This window comes from Nocardia sp. NPDC006982, assembly GCF_042869435.1.
Taxonomy (GTDB): Bacteria; Actinomycetota; Actinomycetes; order Mycobacteriales; family Mycobacteriaceae; genus Nocardia.
In genome coordinates this window covers 373193-398910 of record NZ_JBIAFV010000007.1, presented here as the reverse complement: position 1 = coordinate 398910, position 25718 = coordinate 373193, and the positions used below count along the sequence as shown (strand labels likewise).

Annotated in this window: 2 protein-coding genes; both read right to left on the bottom strand. The window is 66.8% G+C overall.

Annotated features, from left to right (window positions below; translation table 11 throughout):
* A complete protein-coding gene (locus ACFYOW_RS28740) occupies positions 1–792 on the bottom strand; it encodes an FkbM family methyltransferase (RefSeq protein ID WP_387293043.1) in 792 nt (263 codons plus the stop codon).
* Positions 786–25220, bottom strand: coding sequence for a non-ribosomal peptide synthase/polyketide synthase (locus ACFYOW_RS28735; RefSeq protein ID WP_387293041.1), 24435 nt, complete (start codon positions 25218–25220; stop codon positions 786–788). Before ACFYOW_RS28735 ends, ACFYOW_RS28740 begins: the two co-directional genes overlap by 7 nt.
* Between the last annotated feature and the right edge of the window lie 498 nt (positions 25221–25718).

Sequence of the window (25718 nt, the reverse complement as noted above, 5' to 3'; positions counted from 1 at the left end):
TCAGTCAGTCCCCGAGGGCCTGACGGCAAAAACCTCGTGTATTTCAGTTCCGATCAAACGCGGGTCCTGCTGAGTCTGCACGTGCATGCCCTGCCGACCGAGCACCTCGCCGACTTCTCGCAGGCGGCCGTCGCGATCATGGACTTCGGCGACGACGGCGTGGATACGATGCCAGTCCGCGTCGGTGATGCCTTGCAAGACATCCAATTCGGCACGCTCGACATCGACTTTGAGTAAACCGATCTCGCTGTCGCGGCAGTGTTCGTCCAGGATCGCCGAAACAGTGGTGACCCCGACCTGTAGTGGTACTCCGTCGTGTAGGCCGGTGGTGATGAGCTCGATGGCCTTGTCGTCCAAGCCGCAGTTGCGCAGATAGATCTTGGTGGCTTCGTCATCTGCCTCGCGATCGGCGAAGAAACCGGAGTTCGCCGATGCGTGCGGATACCAGGTGAACGGTCGCGTGCCCGCAGTGTCGCCGACCGCGATCTGCAGGGGTAGCCCCGCCGGAACATGCGCTGCAATATTGCGGTCCAGGCAACGAAAGGTCATCGGCACGGGCTCGACCGCGATGACTTGAATTCCGGGGCAGATGTCGGCGAACATCATCGCGGTGAGTCCGATGTTGGCGCCGATGTCGAGGGCAACGTCTCCAGGGCAAAGGCACGCGGCGGCGCGCCGGTAGAAGCCGTGCGGTGCGGTCGTCTCACCCCACAGCATCCGCGCCTCGGCCGGGCTTGTGCAGGTTACCGTTCTGCCGTCGTCGAGACGCAGTTGCTGCATAGTGGTCAGCATTGTTGTATGAACCTTTCGAGTACAGGGCCGACGGTGGCCAGCGCATGCGGATGGCTCAACTCGAGGTGGCGGGCGTCGACGACGACGTTGTGTATGTCGCCGCTGACATAGGGCCGCCACGTGTGGACGAGTCCGTCGTGGTCGGCGTGGTCTTTCCCAGCGGTGAAGAACACCAGGTCGCCGTCGAAGACGTGTGGCCGGTGCGCGACGGAGATATCGCTCGCGGTCCGGAAGCTCTCCATCACCCGATCGGTCTGTTCGGCGGTGAACAGACCGGTCGCGACCACCTGGTCGCGGATGATGTTCCAGGCTTGTTCGTGGCTGCTCGCCTGGAGCTCGTCGCCGAGACCGAATAGCTCTCGCCAGCCGCCGAGCAGATCGGCCATCAGCTGTCCCGGTGCGGGCTTGTGGGTCGGTGCCGATTGCGGCGGTGCCTCGGCGGCGCAGTCGAGCAGGGCCACGATGCCGACCCGGTCACCGTCGCGCTGCAACTGTACCGCCATTGCGTGCGCGATCTGTCCGCCCAATGACCAGCCGAGCAGGTGATACGGACCCCTAGGCTGCACTTGGCGAATCTCGGCGACATAGCGCGCGGCCAGTTCTTCGACCGACTCCGCTCGTGGTTCGCCGGACACGACGTGCGGATCCTGTAACCCGTACACCGGCCGATCCGGATGCAGATGTTCGATGATGCCGCCGTAGAACCACGCCAGACCGCCCGCCGGGTGCACGGCGAAGACCGCCGGCTCGGATCCGCTCGCGCGCAGCGCCAGCAACACCTTCAGGCCGGAGTCGCCTTCCGAGCCGTCGGCCCTGCGCGCCAACGCCTGCGGAGTCGCATCCTCGAACATCCACGGCAATTCGATCCTCACACCACGAGTCCGCAACTCTGTTACCGCCATGGTGGCCAGCAGTGAGTTGCCCCCCAGGTCGAAGAATCCGTCGATCACCCCGACACGCTGTGTTCCCAAGACTTGGGCGTACACATCGCTGATCGCTTTCTCGGTACGAGTCTGCGGTGCGACGAACCGATCTACCGCTCCGTCGAAATCGGGAGCGGGCAATGCTTTTCGATCCAGCTTTCCGTTGATGGTCAATGGCAGATCGGGCAGGACCATGACCACCGAGGGCACCATGTAACTGGTCAGCACTTCGGCTGCGGCTGCGCGGATCTGGCCCGGATCGATGCGCTGCCCGTTGCCGCCCACGACGTAGCCGATCAGCTGGTCCACCTCGCGCTCGTGGCGGTGTACCGCCACGGCGGCCCGTGACACCGCGGGATGCCGCAGCAGCGCCGACTCCACCTCGCCCAGTTCGATCCGGTACCCACGCAACTGCACCTGCGCGTCCGCCCGGCCGAGGTAGATCAATTCGAGCCCATCGGTGGTCTCGAGCCAGCGACCGACGTCGCCGGTGCGATACAACCGGCCGCCGTGCGGATCGAACGGGTTCGCCACGAAACGGCCGGCCGTCGATGCGGGCGCTCGCAGGTAGCCGCGCGCGAGTTGCCTTCCGGCGACATAGATTTCGCCACGAACACCGATAGGCACCGGTTGCAGCCGGTCGTCGAGCACATACACCTGCAGCCCCGGTAGCGGCGAGCCGATCCCCGCGGCGCCCACGCTGTCGACCTCGGCGAAGGTCACGTGCACGGTCGTCTCGGTGATCCCGTACATGTTGATCAATTGCGGCGACCCGGGCTGGTGTGCGGCGAACCAGTCGGTCAACCGCGTGGCATCCAATGCCTCGCCACCGAAGACGACATACCGCAGCACGAGATCGCCGCAGCCGCATCCGGATTCGCGATATCGACGCTCGGCCTCGACGAATCCGTAGAACGCCGAAGGTGTTTGGCTCAACACCGTGACGCGCTCGCGCGCCACCAGTTCCACCAACGCCTGCGGCGATCGGGAGGTGGTGTAGTCGACGACGACCACCCGGGCGCCGCTCAGCAGCGCGCCCCACATCTCCCATACCGCGAAATCGAAGGCGTAGGAATGGAACAGCGTCCACACGTCGTCGGGGCGCAGATCGAATCGCTCGGCGGCGTGGGTGAACAAGGTGACGGCTTCGCGGTGGCTGACAGCCACGCCCTTCGGCGTGCCGGTCGACCCGGAGGTGTAGATCACGTAGGCGAGGTTGTCCGGCCGCGCGGCCGCGGGTAACGGCTGGTTTGAGACCACGTCGAGGGCCTTTTCGATCAGAACCGTCGGTGCCGGGTATTCCAGTACGTCTGTTGCCAGCTCGGCCGAAGTCAACACCGCGGCCGGACGCGCGTCATCGAGGATGAACCGCAACCGCTGCGGGGGGTTGGCGATATCCAGCGGCAGATATCCCGCACCCGCGCGTACCACGGCGAGCAGCCCAACGACCAGATCGACCGAACGCGGCAATGCCACCGCCACCAGGGTTTCCGGGCCCACTCCGTGCTCGGCGAGCCGAACCGCCAGTCGGGTGGCGCGCCGATCCAACTCCGCATAACTCATCTGCGACACGCCGTCGGTGGCCGCGATCGCATCGGGCTGGGCCGAGACCCGGGCGGTGAACAGCTCGGCCAGAGTCACTTCCGCGACCGCGCCGCCGTCGACTCCGGCGGCCGCGAGCACTTCGCGCCGCTGGCCGGGGTCCACGATGTCGATATCGCCCACGGCGACAGTCGGATTCGCGGTCCCCTGCTCCAGGATTCGGCTGAACGCGCGCGCGAAACGAGACATCGTCTGCTGGCCGAACAGATCGGCGGCGAAGGTCAAGCGGCCGGCCATGCCGCTCGGTGCGCCCCCGGCGTCGAACTGTTCGACGAGTTTCACGTTCAGATCCGCGCGGGCCTGGTCGAAGCCCGCCTCGATCGGCTCGACGGTGAGCCCTCCCAGCTCCAACGCGGCCGCGCTGAGATCCTGGACGTCGAGGGTCACTTGATACAGCGGCATGTGCGCGGTCGACCTGCGCGGATTCAACACCTCCACGACCTGCTCGAACGGCACGTCGGCGTGCGCGAACGCGGCCAGATCCGTCTCGCGGGTGGCAGCCAGCAACTCGTCGAACGGCTGCCGGACCGACACCCGCGACCGCAACACCAGCGTGTTGACGAACATGCCGATCAGATCGTCGAGTTCGCGATCGCCACGACCGGCCATCGGGGTGCCGATCGCCACATCGTCCACACCGGCCAGCCGTGCCAGCAGTACGTTCAACGCGGTGTGCAGGACCATGAACACCGTGGCGTTGGCCGCGCGAGCGAGTTCGTCGATGCGGGCATGCAACTCGGCGGACAGCTCGAAGTCGACCGTGCGGGCGCGCATGGACGCCACCGGCGGCCGCGGCAGATCGGTCGGCAGCTCGAGCAATTCGGGTAGTCCGGCGAGAGTGTCGGTCCAGAATCGCAGCTGCCCGGAGACCAGCGAATCCGGATCGTGCTGTTCACCGAGCACCTCGCGCTGCCACAACGCATAGTCGGCGTACTGGATCCGCAACGGCGGCCAGTTCGGTTGCCTCCCTTGCCGACCCGCCTCGTAGGCCACCGCCACATCCCGTGCGAGCGGCATCATCGACTGTCCGTCGGCGCAGATGTGGTGCACGCAGATCACCAGCACGTGATCGCGTTCGTCGAGAGCGAACAGTTCGGCTCGCACCGGCGGTGCCTCGGTCACATCGAAGCCCGCGGAGACCACCTCCGCCGCCCGTTCGAGCACCTGCTGTTCCTCGACCCGGATCGGGGCCAGCGCCGGTGCCACCTCAGCGGCATCGACCATGACCTGGGCGGGCATTGCGTCGATCATCGGGAATTTGGTGCGCAGCGACTCGTGCCGGTCGATGACCAGTGCGCACGCCTGCCGCAAAGCATCGACGTCGAGTTCGCCGCGCAACCGGATCACGAGCGGAATGTTGTAGCCGCCGACCGACGTGTCGAATTGGTTGAGGAACCACATCCGCTGCTGGGCCGGGGACAGCGGCACCTGCGCCGGGCGGGTGCGCGGTGTCAGCGGCAGCGCGAGCTGGCGCTCGGCCGTGCTGAGATGCGCAGTCAACTCGGCGACGGTCGGTGCGTCGAACAGATCTCGGATACCCAGTCTCACCCCGAGTATCGTGCGCAATCGCGCGACCGCCCGCGTCGCCGACAGCGAATTGCCGCCGAGGTCGAAGAAACTGTCGGCCGCGCCCACCGCGCCGATACCGAGGACCTCGCCGAAGACATCCGCGATGTGCTGTTCGGTCTCGGTGCGTGGGGCGATCGGTTCCCGTTCTTCGGGGAACCGCGGCGCTGGCAGTGCCGCCCGATCGAGCTTGCCGGTCGCGGTGAGCGGGAGTTCGGTCAGCGGCACGAGCAGGTCTGGCACCATGTGCGCGGGCAGGTGCCGCCGGGCCGCGGCCTTGACGACGTTCGGATCGATGCGGCCGTCGCCGACCAGATAGCCGACGAGCCGGTCGGTGCCGAAGATATCGGTGCGCAGCACGACCACCGCGTGGTCGACGCTGGGCTGTTCGGACAATACGGCTTCGATCTCGCCGAGTTCGATGCGTTGACCGCGGATCTTGACCTGGAAATCGCGGCGGCCGAGATACTCCACGGCGTGGTCGGCGTCCCAGCGGGCCAGATCGCCGGTGCGGTACATGCGCGAGCCCGGCGCGCCGAACGGATTCGCCACGAAGGACCCGGAGGTGACGCCGGGCCGCTTCAGATACCCGCGGGCCAGCTGGATGCCCGCGAGGTACAACTCCCCCACCACCCCGACCGGCACCGGCCGCAGCCACGGATCGAGGACTACGGCCTCGACACCGCGAATAGGTCCACCGATCGTCACCACATCACCGGGAAGCAACGCGTCGCTGATCCCGGCCAGAATCGTGGTTTCGGTCGGTCCGTATCCGTTCAACAACCACCTGCCCGGCGACCACACCGAAACCAACTCCGGTGTCACCGCCTCGCCGCCGGCCATCAGCACGCGCAACGAATCCATCCCGGTCGGCACCATGGTAGCCAGCACACTCGGGGTGATGAATGCATGCGAAACCTGTTGCGTGCGAATAAGTTCCGCCAACTCGTCCCCGGCGAACGCGTCCGGTTCCGCGACCACAAGCAATGCGCCGCTGGTGTGCGCCAGCAGAACTTCCAGGAACATCACGTCGAAACCGGTACCTGCGGCGTGAAGCACACGCGACCTGGTGTCGACACGGAAGCGGTCACGCATGACCGCGGCGAAATTCGCCAGCCCCGCGTGGGTGACCTCGACGCCCTTCGGAACTCCGGTGGACCCCGAGGTGTAGATCACATACGCCGCGTCCTGGATCCGTGGCGTCCGCAGGCGCTCGGCATCGGCGATGGTCGCTGCGGACTTCGCCTCGATGGCGGCCGCGGTGTCCGGATCGTCGAGGACCAGCGGGCGCACCACGTCGGGAAGCAGATCCCGCGACGCCGCGACGGTGAGCGCGACCCGCACATGGGCATCGGCGACCATATGTGCCACGCGCTCGGCCGGATTGCGCGGATCGATCGGCAAGAACGCCGCACCCGTCTTGGTCACCGCCCACAGGCCTTCGACGAACTCCGCCGAGCGCCCCAGCGCCAGCGCGACCCGATCGCCGGCGCCGAGACCCCACTCGATCAACTGCCGCGCCAGCTGGTTCGACCGGGCATCCAATTCGGCATAGGACATCGTGTGCCGCCCCGAAAGCAGCGCTGCCGCACCGGGATTCACATCAACGCCCGCAGTGAGCAACTCGGCCACGAGTTGCGGCGCCACGGGAGGGCCACCCGTTGCGGGCACCAACTCCCGCCGTTCGGTCGCGGTGAGCAGATCCACCGAATCCAGCCGCGCGTGCGGATCGGTCGCGATCGCGCGCAGCACGACGTCGAGCCGGGCCGCCAGACCGGATGCCGTCTCGTCGTCGATATAGTCCGGCTGATAGCGCAGGCGCACGTGCAGCGCGTCGGTCTGGTGGGCCTGCACGGTGATCGGATAGTGCGCGGCGTCGCGGCCATCCGCCGCGATCACCCGGATCCCGTCGATCTCGGTTTCACCCGGTCCACTGCTGTCGACCGGGTAGGACTCGAACACGACGAGGGTGTCGAACAATGCGACGGCGTCCACGGCCGCCAGGATCTGCGGCAGTTCGAGATAGTGGTGGTCGAGCAGCCGGGTGTTGTCGGCCTGCAGTCGGGTCAGCGTATCGGCGATAGTCCGGTCCCTGCGCACGTCGGCGGCGACCGGAATCGTGTTGATGAACAGACCGATCATCGACTCGACCCCGGGCACGTCGGCGGGACGGCCGGACACCGTGCTGCCGAAAACCACGGTCTCGGTGCCGAGCTGGTTGCTCAGGACGACCGCCCAGGCGAACTGGACGATCGTCGCCATCGTGACCGCGTGCGCGCGGGCGAATTCCACCAACTCCGCTGTCGTATCCCGATCCAGACCGATCGTCAGATCGATCGGGATCGTCGCGGCCGTCTCGGTGTGCGCACCGGTGACTAGTGTCGGTTCGGTGACATGGCGCAGTGCGTCTCGCCACGCCTCGGCGCTTTCGGTGCGGTCACGGCGCTCCAGCCATTCCAGGTAATCGCGGTAGGACGCGGCAGCGGGCAGCAACCGCGACTGTGCGTCCGCGGCGTACAACCCGATGAGCTCACGCCACAGCAGCGGCAACGACCAGCCGTCGAGCAGCAGGTGATGCGCGGTCAGCAGCAGCCGGAACTCCTGCGGTCCCACCGCGATCAAGACGAACCGCAGCAGTGGCGGATCGGCCGGATCGAATCCGGTCGCCCGCTCCGTGTCGATCACCTCGTTCAGGTCCGGGGTGTCGCCGGACAGCGTGATGCTGCGCCACGACACCGCCACACCGGTTGGAATCACTTGCACTGCAATGCCTTCTGCGGTGCGAGTGAAGGCGGCCCGCAAGTTGGGATGGCGGGCAAGCAGGGCCTGCGCGGCATGCTCGAGCCGGTTCTCGTCGACCGCCCCGGTCAGGGTGAGCGCCGATTGCGCGAGGTAGACGTCGAGCCCGCCCACGGCGATCTCGGCATGGAACAGCAGCCCCGCCTGCAGCGGCGCCAACGGCCACACCTCACTCAGTGGTCCGTACCGGTCGGCGAACTCGTCCAGATCTCCCTGGGTGAGATCGACCAACGGAACGTCGGCCCGCGACAGCCCCCAGTCCTCGGTCGCGTGGGCCGCGATCGCGGTCAGGGCATCGACCCATTCGTCGGCGAGTTCGGCCACGTCGTCGTGGTCGAGCAGCCGCGAGGCGTAGCCGAGGTAGGCCGAGAGCTGCGGTCCGGCTGCGGCGTCGACGATGTTTATATCGATCGTGAGCACCGAGGCCGCTGGCATATCCGGATCGAAGGCGGCCCGGCGGTCGAAGGGTTCGTCGGTGGGTGCCCACGGCAGATCCGACAGTGTCGCGAGATCGACCCCCACCCGGCCGAGATAGTTGACACTGATCTGCGGCTCAGGCAGCGCGGCGAGCCGGTCGACTGTGTCGGGGTTCAGATAGCGCAGCAGGCCGTAGCCGATGCCCTTGTCCGGGATGGCGCGCAGCTGGTCCTTGACCGATTTCACCGCCGCGCGCGGATCCGCTGGATCGATGCCGCTCAGATCGAGCGCAGCCGGATAGCGGTTGGTGAACCATCCGACAGTTCGGGAGATGTCGCTGCCCGCGGCGATCTGCTCCTCGCGGCCGTGCCCTTCGAGCAGGACCTTCATGCCCGTGTGCGCGTCGCCGTGACGCCTGCGCCACCGGGTCAGTGCCACGGTGAGCGCGGCGAGCAGCACCTCGTCGACGCTGCCGCGCACGGCGTGTGGCACTTCGTCGAGCAATGCCGAGGTCACCTCGGTTGGGAGCGACACGGTCAGCTCACGCACGGTCGCCTGGGTGTCGCGCGCGGAATCCAGCTGCGCCCGCCCGAGCAGCGGATCCGGTGCCGTACCGATCCGCTGCCACAGCTCGACTTCCCCGGCGCGTTCGGCGGCCGCGGCCATCAACGCGTGCGCCCACCGGCGCATGGAGGTGCCCGGTGCCGCTAGCTCGACCGCCCGGCCCTGGGTGATCTGCTGCCAGGCAGTCACGAAGTCCGGCACCAGGATTCGCCACGACACCGCGTCGACGGCCAAGTGATGGATCACGATCACTGCCCGGCCTTCGGCGTCCACACCGGGTTCGGGCAGCAGGCACACGACATGCACCAGCCTGGCCGCCGCCGGATCGAGCCGATCGTAGGCTGCGGCGGACGCCGCTTCCACCGCTGCGGTGAAACCGGCGCTGCCAGGAGTTTCGTCGGCGCCGAAGGACCGTACGGAGACCGCACCGGCGGCGTCGGCGGCGCTCGGCGGCAATACCTCCCAGCGTTGCCCATCGAGCCGCGAGCGCAGCATGTCATGGTTTTCGACGACCGCCAGTACGGTCGAGACCACCGCGTCGATGCCCGCGTCGTGCGGCAAACGCACCAGCATCGACTGCGCGAACCGAGCAGGCGATCCGAGTCGCTCGACGAACCAGGACACGATCGGCGTGCACGGGATCTCGCCCACACCAGCGCCGGGCAGCTCGGTGAGCGTCGCCCGTTCGGCGGCCTGCGCGACCTGCGCAAGCCCGCGAACCGTCTTGTGCTCGAAAATGTCTCGGGCCGTCACGGCGATCCCCGCCGCTTTCAGGCGCGCAGCCAGCTGAATCGACATGATGGAGTCGCCGCCGAGCGCGAAGAAGGAGGTCGTCGCGCCCGCTGTGGACACACCCAGGACGTCGGCGAAGGCGGCGGCGATGGTGCGTTCCAGGTCGGTCGATGCCGCGACGGCGGCGTCTTCGGTGGTCTCGAAAACCGGCTGCGGCAATGCTTCTCGATCCACCTTGCCGGACGAGGTGAGTGGCAGGTGATCGAGCATGGTGATCGTCGCCGGGACCATGTGTGCGGGCAGGGTGGCAGCGACATGATCGAGCGCCGCGCTCGGTTCGAGGACCGTTGCGGGTTCGGCCGTGACGTACGCGGCGAGCACCGGGTGCCCGCTGGGGCCTCGACGACTCACAGTGACTGCGGTCGCGACCGACGGATAGGTCTGCAGCGCGGCGTCGATTTCGCCCAACTCGACGCGCTGACCGCGAATCTTGATCTGGAAATCGAGGCGCCCGACGTACTGCAGTGTGCCCTGCGCGGTCCAGCGGACGATATCGCCAGTGCGATACATCCGCGAACCCGGCGCACCGTACGGGTTGGCCACGAACGAACGTGCCGTTGTTCCAGGACGATTCAGATAGCCGCGGGCCAGTGCGGCTCCGGAGAAGTACAGCTCGCCGGGCACTCCGATCGGCACCGGCCGCAGCCGCGCGTCCAGCACCACCGCCTCGGCGCCGCGGATCGGTCCGCCGATGGTGAGCACCTCCCCCGGCCGCACCGGGTCGCTGATCGTTATCACGATCGTCGTCTCGGTCGGGCCGTAGATGTGGTGCAGCCGCCGCCCGGCCGACCAGGCGGTGATCAGATCCTGCGCCACCTTTTCACCGCCGACGGCAAGCATCCGCACCGAATCCACCTCGGTGGGCGACATCGTCGCCAGCACACTCGGTGTCAGGAACGCGTGGGTCACTTGATGGGTCCGGATCAGTTCGGCCATAGCCGAGCCGCCGAGCACTTCCGGCGGCAACACCACCAGCGCCGCGCCGGCCGCATGTGCCATCAAGGCTTCGAGTAGCACCGCGTCGAATGCGGGTGCCGCGGCTTGCAGCACGCGCGAGGTGGCCTCGACCCGGTAGCGCTCACGCTGCTCGGCCGCGAAGGCCGCCAGCCCCTCGTGGGTGACCATCACCCCCTTCGGCGTGCCGGTAGAACCCGACGTGTAGATCACATAGGCCGCATCCTGAATGTGAAGGGGGCGAGGGCGATTCGCGTCCGATACGGCATGGCTTGGACTTGCGGCGATCTCGGCGACCGTGCCTGGGTCGTCGTACACCAGCCAGCGGACGCCGTCGGGCAGGGATGGTCGCGCCGCCGCGACCGTGACGCCGACCTCGGCGCCGGAATCGTCGAGCAGATATGCGATCCGCTCCGGCGGATAACGAAGGTCCACGGGCACGAATGTGGCTCCGGTCTTCACGATCGCCCACATGGCGACGTGGTAGTCGGCCGAGCGCGGCACGACCAGTGCGGCGCACTTCCCCGGCCCCACACCCCAGGAAAGCAGTTGCGCCGCAATCTGATCGGCGCGGCGGTCGAGCTCGCCGTAGGTGAGGGTGCGGGTGCCGTCGATCAGCGCGGTCGCCTCGGGAGTCGTTGCGACGGCCGAAGCCAGCAGATCGGGCAGCAGACGCGGCGCGGGGGCGTCGCCGCCGCGCGCCGGGAGCAGCCGTTCGGCGTCTTCGACACCGATCAGTGAGATCTCACCTATCGACCGGGCCGGATCGGCGAGGAGCGCGTCGAGGACGCGCAGGAACCGGTCGGCCAGCGCTGTCGCAAACGGTTCCGCGAAAAGATCTGTCGCATAGACGATTTCACCTTCGATACCGGCGGGTCGAGCGCCGTCGAGGCGTTCGGTCAGCAACATCATGAGGTCGGTCTTGGCTTGGGCGACACCGGGATCGAGCAATTCGACATCGACCTCAGGCAGCTGGAACCGGGCCGCAGCGGCGCTCTGCAATCCGAACAGCACCTGATACAGCGGCGTATACGCCGTCGACCGGGGCCGGTCGAGCACATCGACCAACCGCTCGTAGGGCAGATCCGCATGCGCGAGCGCCTCGAGGTCGATTCCACGTACCTCGGCCACAAGTTGCTGGAACGAACGGTCGTCGCGGACCGGCGTACGCAGCACCACCGTGTTGACGAACATACCGACGAGATCCTCCAGCGCCGGACCTCCCCGGCCCGCGACCGGCGTACCGACCGACACATCGTCGGCATGCGCGGTGCGCGCCAGCACGATCGCCAGCGCGGCGTGCAGCACCATGAAAACGGTGACGCCCTCGTGGCGCGCCAGCCGCACGACCTGCTCGTGCAGCCGCTGCGGGATGTCGAAGCGGACACTGCCGCCCACCATCGACATGGTCGCCGGGCGAGGGTGATCGGTCGGCAGGTCGAGCAACTCCGGGGCGTCGGCGAGAGCCTCGGTCCAATACGGGATCTGCCGCGCGATCATCGACGACGGATCGTCCTCGACGCCGAGCACCTCCCGCTGCCACAGCGCATAGTCGGCGTACTGGACGGCCAGCGGTTTCCATTGCGGCGCTGTGCCTTTCACCCGCGCACGGTAAGCGGCGAATACATCGCGCGCCAACGGCGCCATCGACGCGCCGTCGGCGGCGATGTGATGGACGACCAGCACCAGAACATGCGCGTCGGGGCCGGTGCGATACAGCCGTGCCCGCAGGGGCACCGTGTGCGCGACATCGAAGCCCGTCTCGACGGTCTGCCGTATCCGCTCGCCCAGCACCGTCTCATCGGCGACGGGCTCCGGATCCAGTGCCGAGCCGTCGTCCACGGTCGTCACATCCTGCACGACCTGACACGGCTCGCCGCCGACGGTGGGATACACCGTCCGCAACGGCTCGTGCCGAGCCACCACATCGCCGAACGCCGCCCGCAGCGCCTCGACGTCGAGCGCCCCGGTCAACCGGGCCGTGAAACTGATGTTGTAGGCCGCCGAAGCGGTATCGAACTGGTTGATGAACCACAACCGGCGCTGCGCCATAGCCAGCGGGATCGCCGCCGGGCGCGGGCGCGGCGCGAGTGGGATCAGCGCTGACCGCGTCCGCTGCGCCAGCCGTGCCGCCAATCCCTCGATCGTGGGCTCCTCGAAAATATCGCGGATGCCGACTTCGACACCGAGCGCTGTCTGCGCGCGCGCGGCGATCCGAACTGCCGACAGGGAGTCCACGCCGATTTCGAAAAGGTTCGCCGCCACGCTCACTCGCTCGCTACCGGTGACCGCGGCAACGATATCGGCCAGTGCCGCTTCGCGTTCGGTACGTGCCGCGACGAAGTCCTCGCCGTCGTCGAAGATAGGCGCCGGCAGGGCGGTGCGGTCGAGTTTGCCGTTCGAGCTGAGCGGCATGGCGTCGAGCACCTCGACGCGAGCCGGCACCAGATACGACGGCAGCACGTGCGAAAGCTGCTCGCGGATCATGCGCCCATCGGTCACCGCGGCGGGCATCAGTGTCACGTAGGCGACGATGCGTTCGGAGGTCGCGACGGCAACCGCACGAGCCACCTCCGGCAGGGCGCACGCCGCCGCTTCGATATCGCCCGGCTCCACCCGCTGACCGCGCACCTTGACCTGGAAATCGCTGCGGCCCAGGAATTCCAGCTCACCGTCGCGCGTCCAGCGCACCAGGTCACCTGTGCGATACATCCGCTCCCCCGGCGCCCCGAACGGGTGCGCGAGGAAGGCTGCGCAGGCGAGGTCGGCGCGAGCGTGATATCCGCGCGCCACCTGCACACCCGAGACGTGCAGATCACCGACGACACCGACCGGCACCGGTCGCAGCCGCTTGTCGAGCACGTAGACCCGCATGCCCGCCACGGGCGCGCCGATCGGGACCGTCGCCGGGGTCCGCGCACCCGGCAGGCAGCGCGTGGCCGTGACCACCTCCGCCTCCGCCGGACCGTACCAGTTGACCACCTCGGCCTCGGGGAACACGCGCACCGCGGCATCGACGGTGTGCTGCGCCAGCGCCTCTCCGGCGACGAAAATCCTTCGGATGGAAGGCAATTCGGTATCGTCATCGGATTCGAGCAGGACCTCGAGCATCGACGGTACGAAGTGCACTGTGCTGACGTCGCGGCTCACGATCACACCGGCGAGGTAGGCCGGGTCACGGTGCCCGCCGGGTTCGGCCACCACGATCTGCGCGCCGACCTGCAACGGCCAGAACAACTCCCACACGGCGATGTCGAAGGTAATCGGGGTCTTGTGCAACACCGTATCGGAGGCGGTGTGCGGCCACTGCTGCTGCGCCCACGCCAATTGACTCATGGTCGCGGCGTGCGTCAGGGACACGCCTTTGGGAACGCCGGTGGAGCCGGAGGTGAACAGCACGTAGGCCACGTTCTCCGGGCGCAGCGGGGCGAGCCGTTCCGCGTCGGTGATCGGGGCGCCGGACAGGTCGCCCACCTCGAGTCGATCGATGTGAACGGAGTCGAATCCGGCGGGCAGACTGTCATCGTCCGCCGAGGTGGTGAGCACCAGCGGTGGACGTGCCGTGCCGAGCACGCCGGAGATGCGCGCGGTCGGTTGGTCCGGGTCTATCGGTAGGAAGGCGGCCCCGGCCTCGACCACCGCATACAGTGCCGTGACGAGCTCGATCGAACGCCGAACACTCACCGCCACAATAGTTTCCGGACTCGCGCCGCGGGAGATGAGCCACCTGGCCATCCGGTTGACGCGGGCGGCGAACTCCCCGTAGGTCAGCGCCTCTCCGTCCGCAAGCCGAATCGCCGGGGCATCGGGGGTGCGTTCGACCTGGTCGGTGAAGGCGTCGACCAGAGTCCGGCCCGCCGAGGCGGGGTCGCCGGTGTCGTTCCAGCGGTCCAGTACCCGGTGCCGCTCGCCGTCATCGAGCAGATCTATATGGCCGACCGGCGTATCGGCATCGGTCGTGAGACCATCCAGCAGGCGCACGAACCGATCGGCGAAACGCTGCGCGGAGTCGGCATCGAACAGGTCGGTGGCGTAGGTCAGGCGCAGCGTCATGCCGGTCGGCTCGTTGCCGGGCCCGTGCTCTTCGGTCATCATGAGCAGCAGGTCGTAGATCGCGGCACTGTCACCCGGGTCGATGGTCTCGATGGTGAGCCCGGGAAGTTCCACGTGGGCCCGGACCATGTTCTGGTAGGCGAGCATCACCTGGAACAACGGGGCGTGCGCGGTCGAGCGTGCCGGATTCAGCGCCTCCACCAGCTGCTCGAACGGCACGGTGGCATGGTCGAAGGCCTCGATGTCGTTGCGCCGCACCGCATCCAGCAGGTCGGCGCAGGTCTGATCGAGCGAGACACGGGTGCGCAGCACCAAGGTGTTGACGAACATCCCGACGAGATGGTCGAGGGCACGGTGTCCGCGACCGGCGTGCGGCACTCCGATCGTGATGTCGTCGCTGCCGGACAGCCGCGACAGCAGCACCGCGAGTGCGGTGTGCACCACCATGAACGTCGTGGCTCTGGCTCGCTGGGCCAGTGCCTCCACCCGGCCCTGCAGTTCAGCCGGAATCTCGACCCGCAGCACCGCGCCGTGATGGGTCTGCTCGACCGGGCGCGGCCGATCGGTCGGCAACTCGAGCAGTTCAGGGATACCCGCCAACCGGGTTCGCCAGTAGGCGATATCGCCGAACACGGGCGAATCCGGGGCGTCGGGCGAGCCGAGCACCTCGCGCTGCCACAGGGCGTAATCGGCGAATTGGACGGTGAGAGGCGCCCAATCCGGAAGGTTTCCACTGGTACGCGCCCGATAGGCGGTCACGATATCGGCTGCCAGCGGTGCCACCGAATATCCATCACAACTGATGTGGTGCACGGCCACCGCGACCACCCAGGCCGAATCCGACAGCTGATACAGCGCGACCCTCAGCGGCACGCCCTTCGACACATCGAACCCGGTGCTCGAGAACGCGGCCAACCGAGAGGCCAGCTCGCGCTCCTCGATCCGATGCGGGGTCAGATCCCAGCCCCCGACGACATCGGTCGCGGCCAACACCACCTGCGTGGGCATGCCGTCGAGCGCTGGATACATGGTCCGCAAACTCTCGTGCCGGGCGACGACGTCCCCTACGGCCGCGGCGAGCGCCTCGGCATCGAGCAGGCCATCGAGCCGAATCGCCAGCGGCACAACGTAACCGGGCGAGGCCGGATCGAACTGGTTGAGGAACCACATCCGGGCCTGCGCCGTAGACAACGGCAAGCGCTGCGGTCTGGGCTTCGGCGTCGGGGCGGGCAGAGCGGGCACCCCACGCAGTTGTGCGATCCGTTCGGCCAACTCGGCGACGGTAGGGGCCTCGAAGATCATCCGTACCGGTACGGTCGCGCCGACCGTGGCGCCGATCCGGCTCAGCGCGCGTGTGGCGACCAGCGAATTCCCGCCGAGGTCGAAGAAGTCGTCGTCCGCGCCGACCGTCGGCACGCCGAGCAGCTCGGCGAAAACCTCAGCGACGACCTGCTCCACAAGCCCTCGCGGCGACCGGTATTCCGAGTGGTTGCTCAGATCTGGAACCGGCAAAGCCCGATAATCGACCTTGCCGTTCGCCGTGAGCGGGACCGCGTCGATCCGAACGATCGCCGACGGCACCATATAGGCAGGCAGTCGCTCGAGCAGAAAGCGTCGAATCTGTCTGGTGTCCAATGTTTCCGGAGTGACCACGTAGGCGACCAAGCGTTGCTCGTCGCGGCCGGAATACACTCGCGCAACGGCGGCGGTCACCTGCATGTACGCGAGCAGAGCTGCCTCGATTTCGCCCAATTCGATCCGCAGCCCGCGGATCTTCACCTGATCGTCGACACGGCCGACATAGTGCAGGGCACCGCCCTTGTCCCAGCGAACAAGGTCGCCGGTGCGGTACAGGCGAGATCCGTGCGCGCCGTCGAGCGGGTCGGCGACGAACGCCGCCGCCGTCAGATCGCGCCGTTGATGGTATCCGCGGGCCAGCTGGATACCACCCAGATACAGCTCACCGGTCACCCCCACCGGAACGGGGTGCAGTCGCGAATCCAGTACGTGCACGATGACGTTCGGCTGGGGAACCCCGATCGGCACCGCCGGGCTGTCCAACCCGTCGATGTGATACGCGGTGACGCTGACCGCGGTCTCCGTCGGCCCGTACAGGTTGTCGATGCGCGCGTCGCTCAGATCCCGGAAACGGCGGACGGTTTCGACCGGCAGCGCCTCGCCGATGCACAGCACGCGCCGCAGGTCCGGGAACCGGTGCCCGTCGGCCGTCTCGTGGAACACCGAGAGCAAGGACGGCACGAAATTCGCTGTCGTTATATGCTGTTCGGCTATCAACCGCGCCACCGTGTCCGGGTCGCCGCTGCCGTTGGGACCCGCGACAACGAGCTTCGCACCACATATCAAGGGGCAGAACAGCTCCCAGACCGACAGGTCGAATGTGACCGGAGTCCGCAACAGCATGACATCGTCGCCGAGTCCGTAGTGCTCACCCATCCAGCGGAGTTGATTGACCACCGCCGCATGCGGTACCGCCACACCCTTGGGCACTCCGGTCGAGCCAGAGGTATAGATGACATACGCCAGGTTCTCGGGATGTAGCGGCTCGACCCGGTCGGCGTCGGACACCGGCGACGCATCCCGGTACTCGGCGTCGAGTTCCGTGAGCGCCCAAACCGGGGCGTTCTCGGGCAGATTCGCGTCGTCGAACCGACGGGTGAGCACCGCCCGCGCCCGCGCGGCGGCGAGGACGGTGCGCACGCGATCGAGCGGGTGATCCGGATCCAGGGGTAGGTAGGCCCCGCCAGCCGCGTGGATCGCATACAGAGTGGTCAGCAGGTCGATGGAGCGGCGCATCGACACGGCCACAACGGTTTCGGGGCCGACTCCGCGTCCGATCAACGAACGCGCCAGCGAATTCACCCGCGCCGAGAACTCTCGATAGCTCAGGCGCGTGCCGTCTTCGGAGTCGAGCACGGCCGTGCTGTCCGGCGTCGCCGCGGCCTGCGCGGCGAACAGGTCCGCGATCGTCGCAGACGACGGCGGAGTCGTCGTCCCCCCGGTTTCGCGCACGGCCCGCTCGCGCACCTCGTGCGCGGTCAGCAACTCGATGTCGCCGACCGCGCGGGCGGGATCGGCGACTATCGCGCGCAGCAGCAGCACGAACCGGTCGACCATCGAAGTAATCGTTGCCTCATCGAAAAGATCTGTGGCGTAACTGAATTCGACTGCCATCGGACCGGGCTCACCAGAACGCTCCGCGGTGTCGACGAGATTCAGATGCAGATCGTATTTGGCCACGCTCGGATCGGCGATCCGGGCCGACACCGTCAGGCCCTCGAACTGCACCGTGGGAATCTCGATGTTGTGGAACGAGAAACCCACCTGTGTCAACGGCGCGTGGGCCGCCGTGCGTGGCGGATTCAGCACTTCGACGAGGCGCTCGAACGGGATGTCGGCGTGGTCGAAGGCGGCCAGATCGATAGCCCGGACCTGTTCCAGGATGTCGAGGAAGGACGCGCCGGGTTCTATGCGCGTGCGCAGCACCAAGGTATTGACGAACATTCCGACCAGGCGCTCGAGTCCCGGTTCACCGCGACCGGCAATGGGCGTGCCGACAGCGATATCACCGGTTCCCGAAAGCCTGGCCAGCAGTGTGGCATACGCCGCGTGTAGCACCATGAAGACCGTCACGCTGCGGCGGCGGGCCAGGGCGACCAGGGCACGACCGAGGTCGGCCGGCAGCGTCGCCGACACCGTCGCGCCACGGAACGATTGCCGCGCCGGGCGCGGACGGTCGGTGGGCAGATCGAGTACTTCGGGCAGATCGGCCAGTGCAGCCCGCCAATACTCGATCTGGGTGGCGGCCGGGCTGTTCGGCTCGTCTTCGGTGCCCAGCCATTTCTGTTGCCACAGGGCATAATCCGCGTACTGCACGGGCAACGGGGACCACTGCGGCGCCTCGTGCCGGATATGGGCGTTGTAGGCGGTCATCAGGTCCGCGGCCAGCGGCCTCAGCGAGGATCCGTCGAAGCTGATGTGATGGACGACCAGGACCAGGGTGTGTTGATCGGACGCACTGCGCAGCAACGTGATTCGGAAAGGAACCTCGCGTGTGACGTCGAAGCCGGCTGCGGCCGCCGCAGCGATGTGCGCCTCGAAGTCTGCCGCCGCCACCTCGATCGGCGCCAGCGGGGGTAGTGCCACCTGTACCGGCACGATCAGCTGATGCAGTCCGCTGTCGCTGTCCGGATAAATAGTCCGGAGAGCTTCGTGCCGGTCGAGCACATCGGCGATCGTCGCGTGCATAGCTGCAACGTCGAAGGGACCAGACATGTCCACGACGAGGGCGATGTTGTAAAGCGCCGAGCCGGTATCGAACTGATTGAGAAACCACATGCGGGCCTGGGCAGGCGACAGCGGGACGCGCGCCGGGCGTTCCTGCGGAATCAGTGGTTCCCGCCCAGGTGCGTCGATGGCCCGCAGATCCGCCGCGAATGCCGCGATGGTCGGTGCGTCGAACACGGTGTGCAGCGGAATTTCGACACCGAACACAGCGCTCAACCGCGCGGCCACCCGCGTCGCCGACAGCGAGTTGCCGCCGAGATCGAAGAAGTTGTCGAGGACACCGACACGATCGATGCCCAGAACAGCGCCGCACACATCGGCGACGATCTGCTCGACCGCATCGCGTGGCGCGACGAACTCGGTGGTCTCGGCGGCGAAAACCGGTACCGGCAACGCGGCACGGTCGATCTTGCCCACCGCTGTCAGCGGTAGTGTGTCCAGCACCGTCACCGCCTCCGGCACCATGTGCAACGGCAGGCGCCGGGCAGCGTAGGACATGAGCTCGGCGACGTCGACGGCATCATCGGTTGCCGGCGTGACACAGGCGGCCAGCCTGGGTCCGCTCTCGGTCGCAACGCTGACCGTCACCGCGGCCGCAACCGCTGGATGCCCGGCGAGGACGGCTTCGATTTCGCCGAGTTCGATGCGCTGGCCGCGGATCTTCACCTGGAAGTCGGTGCGCCCGACGTATTCGAGTGTGCGCTCGGGTGTCCAGCGAGCCAGGTCGCCGGTGCGGTACATACGTGCCCCCACCGCACCGAAGGGATCGGCCACGAATGCCGACGCGGTGTCCGTGGGTCGGTCGAGGTATCCGCGGGCGAGATGGATACCGCCGATGTAGAGCTGTCCGGTTACCCCGACCGGTACCGGCTGCAGATTCGCGTCCAATACCAGGGCCTCGACACCGCGGATCGGGCCACCGATCGTGACGCGGGCACCCGAGCACAGGGGATCACTGATCGCGACCATCATCGTGGTCTCGGTCGGCCCGTACCCGTTGAACAACCGACGGCCTGGACTCCACACCGCGGCCGTTTCCGCCGGCACTGCCTCTCCACCGGCGATCAATACCTGTAATGAATCCATATCGGTGGGCGACATCGTCGCCAGCACGCTCGGCGTGATGAATGCATGCGAAACCTGTTGCTTGCGAATCAGTTCCGTCAACCGATCGCCAGCGAAAACATCTGGCGGCGACACCACCAAGGCCGCACCGTTCGGGTGCGCCATCAGCAACTCCAGCACCACCGCATCGAAGCCCGGAGCCGCCACCTGCAACACCCGCGCAGATCTGTCGATCCAATAGCGTTCACGTTGTTCGGCGGCGAAATTCGCCAAGCCCTCGTGCGTCACAGCGACGCCCTTCGGCTCACCCGTCGACCCCGAGGTGTACACCACGTACGCCGCGTTCGAGGCACGGCAGGCGCGGATCCGATCCGCTTCCGTCACGGCGGCCGGGGATCGCGCCGCGATGCAGACCGCACTGCCCGGATCGTCGAGTATCAACCGCTCCACTGCGGGTGGGAGCAGGTGCTGGGTTGCTTCCACCGTCAACGCCACCTGAACATCGGCGACCATGACCGCGATTCGCTCGGCCGGATTCCGCGGATCCACCGGGACGAATGCCGCACCCGCCTTCGCCACTGCCCACATCCCCACTATGAGTTCCACCGACCGCGCCATCACCAGCGCGACATGATCATCCGGGCCTATCTCCCACTCGATCAGCAACCGAGCGAGCTGATTCGACCAGGCATCCAACTCCCCGTAGGACACCATGCGTTCTCCCGACACGATCGCCACAGCATCCGGATCCTGGACCGTCAGCAACTCCGCCAGCACCCGTGGTGCCTCGGCACAGCCGCCCGACGCGGGCACCAACGCAGCTCGCTCGGTCCTCGACAGCACATCGACAGCACCCACCCGCTGCTGCGGATTCGACACGACCGACTCGAGGATCCGATTCAGTCGCGCGGCGAATTCCTCGATCGTCCCCCGATCGAAAAGGTCAGTCGCGTAGTTGATCCGTAGCTCGAGATCGCTTGCTGCCCTGGCGTTCTCGGTGACGGTGACAATGATGTCGACCTTCGCCGGTTGCGGTCCCGGATCCAGGATCTCAGCGGCGAGCTCGGACAGCTTCAGGCTCGGGCGGTCCATGTTCTCGAAGGCGAGGTATACCTGACACAGCGGTTCGTGCGCCGCCGACGGCATCGGATCAACCGCTTCGACCACGCGTTCGTACGGCACGTCGCTGTGGGCGAAAGCTTCGACATCGATATCTTTGACTCGCGTGAGGAAATCCGTGAACGATTCGCCACCGCGCACCTGAGTGCGCAGTGGCACCGTGTTGACGAACATGCCGATCAGCGGTTCCAGCGCGCGCTCGCCCCGGCCCGCGACCGGCGTCGCGATGGTGATGTCCGCCGAATCCGACAGCCGGGCGAGCAGGACGGCCAACGCGGCATGAGCGACCATGAAGGTCGTGACGTTCGCCGTGCGCGCCACTCGTTGGATCCCGGCGCACGTCTCGGCGGGGAGCACGGTGTCGACGACATCTGCGAGCGTGGACCGGCGAGCCGGCGCCCGACGGTCGGCAGGGAGTTCCAACGGTCGTGCCATACCCGCCAATTGCGCTGTCCAGTAACGCAATTGGCGCGCCACAAGCGAGTCCGGATCGTCTTCGTCGCCGAGCACATCGCGATGCCAGATGCTGTAGTCGGCGTACTGCACGGTCAGTGGCAGCCAATCCGGGGCATGTCCCTGCGACCGCGCCCGGTAGGCTGCGGCGAAATCGGCCGCGAGCGGTACCAGTGACGATCCATCGCAGCAGATGTGGTGCAGGACGACGACCAAGACATGTCTGCGCTGGTCGGTGGATGCGAGCAGTGCAACCCGGATCGGTGGACGTCGGCGGACGTCAGTCCCGGTCGCGGTCAGCTCGCGGATCCGGTTGTCGAAATCCTCGGGACTGGTGAGCTGCGGGGTCGCATCGAGGTCGGCAGCGACTTGCTCGGCAGACAGAATCACCTGCGTCCCTTGACCGTTCACGGCCGGATACACGGTGCGTAGGGATTCGTGCCGTTCGAGCACGTCGATCAGCGCCGAGCGCAGTGCAGAGGTGTCGAGGTGTCCGGTCAGCTGCAGCACCAGCGGAATGTTGTACGCCGCCGACTCCAGGTCGACCTGATTGATCAACCAGATCCGGTTCTGCGCGGGTGCCAGCGGAATGGGCTCGATGCGTGGCCGCGCCCGCAGCGCGGGGCGGCTGGAGTGCCGACCGGCTTCGATATGGGCGGCGAGTTCGGCAGCGTTCTGCTTGCCGAACAGCTCGCGCACCGATACCTCGCACCGGGTCAGCTCAGCGATCCGTACGGAAGCGCTGGTGGCGGTGAGCGAATTGCCGCCCAGGTCGAAGAAATTGTCCAGCACGCCGACCTTCGCGGTGCCGAGGACCTCGGCGAAGACGTCGGTGATGGTCTCCTCGACCGCGGTGCGCGGCGCTACATATGCCGCAGCCGAACCGACGGTCGGCTCGGGCAACGCCCGAAGGTCGACTTTGCCGTTGACGGTCAGGGGCAACGCCTGCAATACGACGATGTGGACTGGGACCATGTATTCCGGCAGCATCGACCCGACGTGCGTGCGCAGCACCTCGGGCTCGCAGACCGCGTCGTCGACGGGCACGACGTAGGCGATCAGCCGTGCCGCTTCGGTACCTGGCAAGTGCACGATGACGACCGCCGTGGAGACCGCACTGTGGCTGACCAGCGCGCTGCGGATCTCGTCCAGCTCTATCCGGAACCCGCGCAGCTGCACCTGTTGATCGGCGCGTCCGTGATATTCCAACTCGCCCTTGGTATTTCGTCGCGCGACGTCGCCGCTGCGATAGAGACGCTGCCCCGGCTCGCCGAACGGGTCGGCGACGAAGCGTCCTGCGGTCAACCCAGGGCGGCCCAGGTAGCCGCGGGCAAGTTGCGATCCCGCGACATAGATCTGGCCCCAGGCGCCCAGCGGCACCGGGCGCAGTCGTTCGTCCAGGATGTACACACGCAAGCCGGGCAGCGGTGGGCCGATCGTGCTGGGTGCGCCGGGCACGGCGATGTCGGGTGTCAACCGGAGATAGGTGACAAAGACGGTGGTTTCGGTGATGCCGTAGCTGTTGGCGAGCACGGGCAGGTTCGGATTATGTTCGTACCAGTCCGACAAATCCGCGGGATCGAGAGCTTCGCCCGAGAGGACGACCAGTCGCAAGGAAACCTCACCATCGGGTTCCCCTGCCTCCGCATATCGCCGTCGCGCGGTGGCGAATTGATGGAACGCCGAGGGGGTCAGGTTGAGGATGCTCACGTGCTCGCGCGCCACCAGGCGCACGACGTCGTCCGGCGAGCGTGTGGCAGGGCCGCCCACCACGACCACCCTGCCGCCGCTGACCAGTGCACCGAAGATTTCCCACACCGAATAGTCGAATGCGAACGAATGGAACAACGTCCACACATCGCCGGCGCGGACTCCGATTTCGGTACACGCATTCGTCAGGTAGGTGGCGACCGCGCGATGAGTGATCGGCACGCCCTTCGGCCGCCCTGTCGATCCGGAGGTGTAGATGACGTAGGCGACGTTTTCGCTGCGCAGCGGGCGGGTACGTTCCGCATCGGTGATCGGACCAGCGGTCTCCACGCCCGGGTCGTCATCGAACAGCACCACGGTGCCGGTCTCAGCGGGCAGCTGATCGCGCATGCTCCGGTTAGTGACGACAGCGATCGGATCGGCGTCGTTCAGCACGTAATCGAGTCGATCGAGCGGATGCGCGAGGTCCAGCGGCAGATACCCGGCGCCCGACTTCAGCACCGCGAGAGCGACGATGATCAGATCGGCATCGCGTGGCATCGCGATGGCCACCAGCGATTCCGGCCCAGCACCGAGGGCGATGAGCTTGCGGGCGAACCGGTTCGCCCGGTCGTCGAGCTCGCGGTAGGTGAGGGCGGTCGTACCCGACGTGACGGCCACTGTCGACGGGGTGGACGCGGCCTGTCGCATCAGCAGATCGACGAGCGTCGCAGAGGTCGCCACGCCGTCGCGGCCGACGAGTTCGCCCAGCATGCGCCGCTCCTCGGCGGAATCGACGAGCGGTATGTCGACCAGGCGGGTGTCGACAGGCGAGTCCATCATGCGGTGCAGGAAGTCGACGAATCGACCGGCGTGCACGTCGAGTTCGTCCTGGCTGTACAGGTTGGCGTTGCCGTGCAATTCGATGAGCAGCGGCGCGTCTGCCCCGGAGCGGTACATATTGAGCTGCAGGTCGTCCAGGGCCCCGGACGTCAGTGCGCGGTAGCGGCCGATCGCCGAACCGAGCCGAATCCCGGAATCGAAGAACAAGATATTGACGATCGGACCGAACGAGGTCGCCGCCGCGTCCAACGCGTTGGACTCGCGGCGCAGATCCTCGAACCGATAGAGCTGGTGCCGCATTGCCAGGACGAGTTCGGACACCGACGTGCGAATCAGCCCGTCCACGGTGGTCGTCGCGTCCACGGCGAATCGGATCGGCACCATATTCGCCAACATCGCGGCAGCGTTCCGCAAGGGCATCGTCACACGTCCGGTCACCGGCAGCGACAGGACGACGTCGTCGGTGTCTGTCATGCGGGCGAGAAACGCGGCGAACGCGGCCACCACCACTTGCGCGGGCGATGCGTGCAGATCGTCGGCGAAACGGTCGAGCACGGCGGTCAACCGCGCCGGCAACGGCCGACCGGCAAAGCGGTCGTCTTCGCTCCACTTGGCGGTACGACCGGACAGACTCGCCGCTGGCGGCAGATCGGCGACCTTGTCGAGCCAGTACGCCTTATCGGTGTCGAACCGGCGGCTCATTCGATATTCGCGCTCCGCCGCGATGATGTCCGCCAGCCGGGCCGCCGCCCGCCGGGCCGGCGGCCTGCCTTCGAGCAACGCGTTGTAGTGCTCGGCCACTCGGTTCACGGTGTTGAATGCGCCAAAGCCATCGATCACCAGATGATGGGCGCGCGCGTACCACAGATACCGCTCTTCGCCGAGCCGGATAAGCCGCGTCGCGGCCAGCCGGTCCCGGGCTAGGTCGAGGGCTTTGGAGTTGTAGTCACGGCGCATCCATTCCATCGCCGCCGCGTACGGATCTTCTTCGGCGCTGAGATCCAGCAACGGCTCGTCGTACACAATGCCGCGGTCGACGAGTTGGTACGGCTGACCGCCGGATTCGACCACCCGGACAACAAGAGACTCGGTTTCACGGCCGGCGTCGTTCACCGCCTTGGTGAACACGCCGTAGTCTATAGGCCCCTCGATCTCGACGTAGTGTGCGATATTGACGTTCGGGCCGCCGGGCAGGTTGTCCGCGAGCCACATTCCATATTGCGCCCTCGAAAGTGGAATCAAAGCCTGATGTCGGTCGGCAGGCGTCGCTGAATTCGAACTCATCGTCTAACCCCTCCTCGAATTCCAAGACACAGGTGCAACGTGCACAAAGACCTGTCCGTGTCCGGAATTTCCCGTAGGCGCTTTTCGATACCGATGCAATTACATATGCATTTCATCAACACGCAGCCAGCATCCATCCCCTGCTGCGGTCATGCACCGGCTGAAGCGCATTACTTCACTAACAGACTCTCCCCGACGTTGCCGAGCAACGGTGCAACAATTTCGCCGTATCGGCGATACGAAGATGTGCCGCCGCAAGCGTGCAAAGGTCCAGAAAACCCCTGCTCACAGCAGGTTTATGGAGACCTCGCCGGACACGCGGAGCTATGCACGATATGTCCGTATCGAAATGAGATCCGCGGTGCGGAGGTGGCTGATTCCTCGGTTCGGAATCACAACCTCAAAGTTGAGCCCTGCCCGGGCGACTGCCGCTTCGGACATTGTCTTGCCCCTTCAAAAGACACGATGCTCAGACGTCCACGCGCCGGAACTACGCGT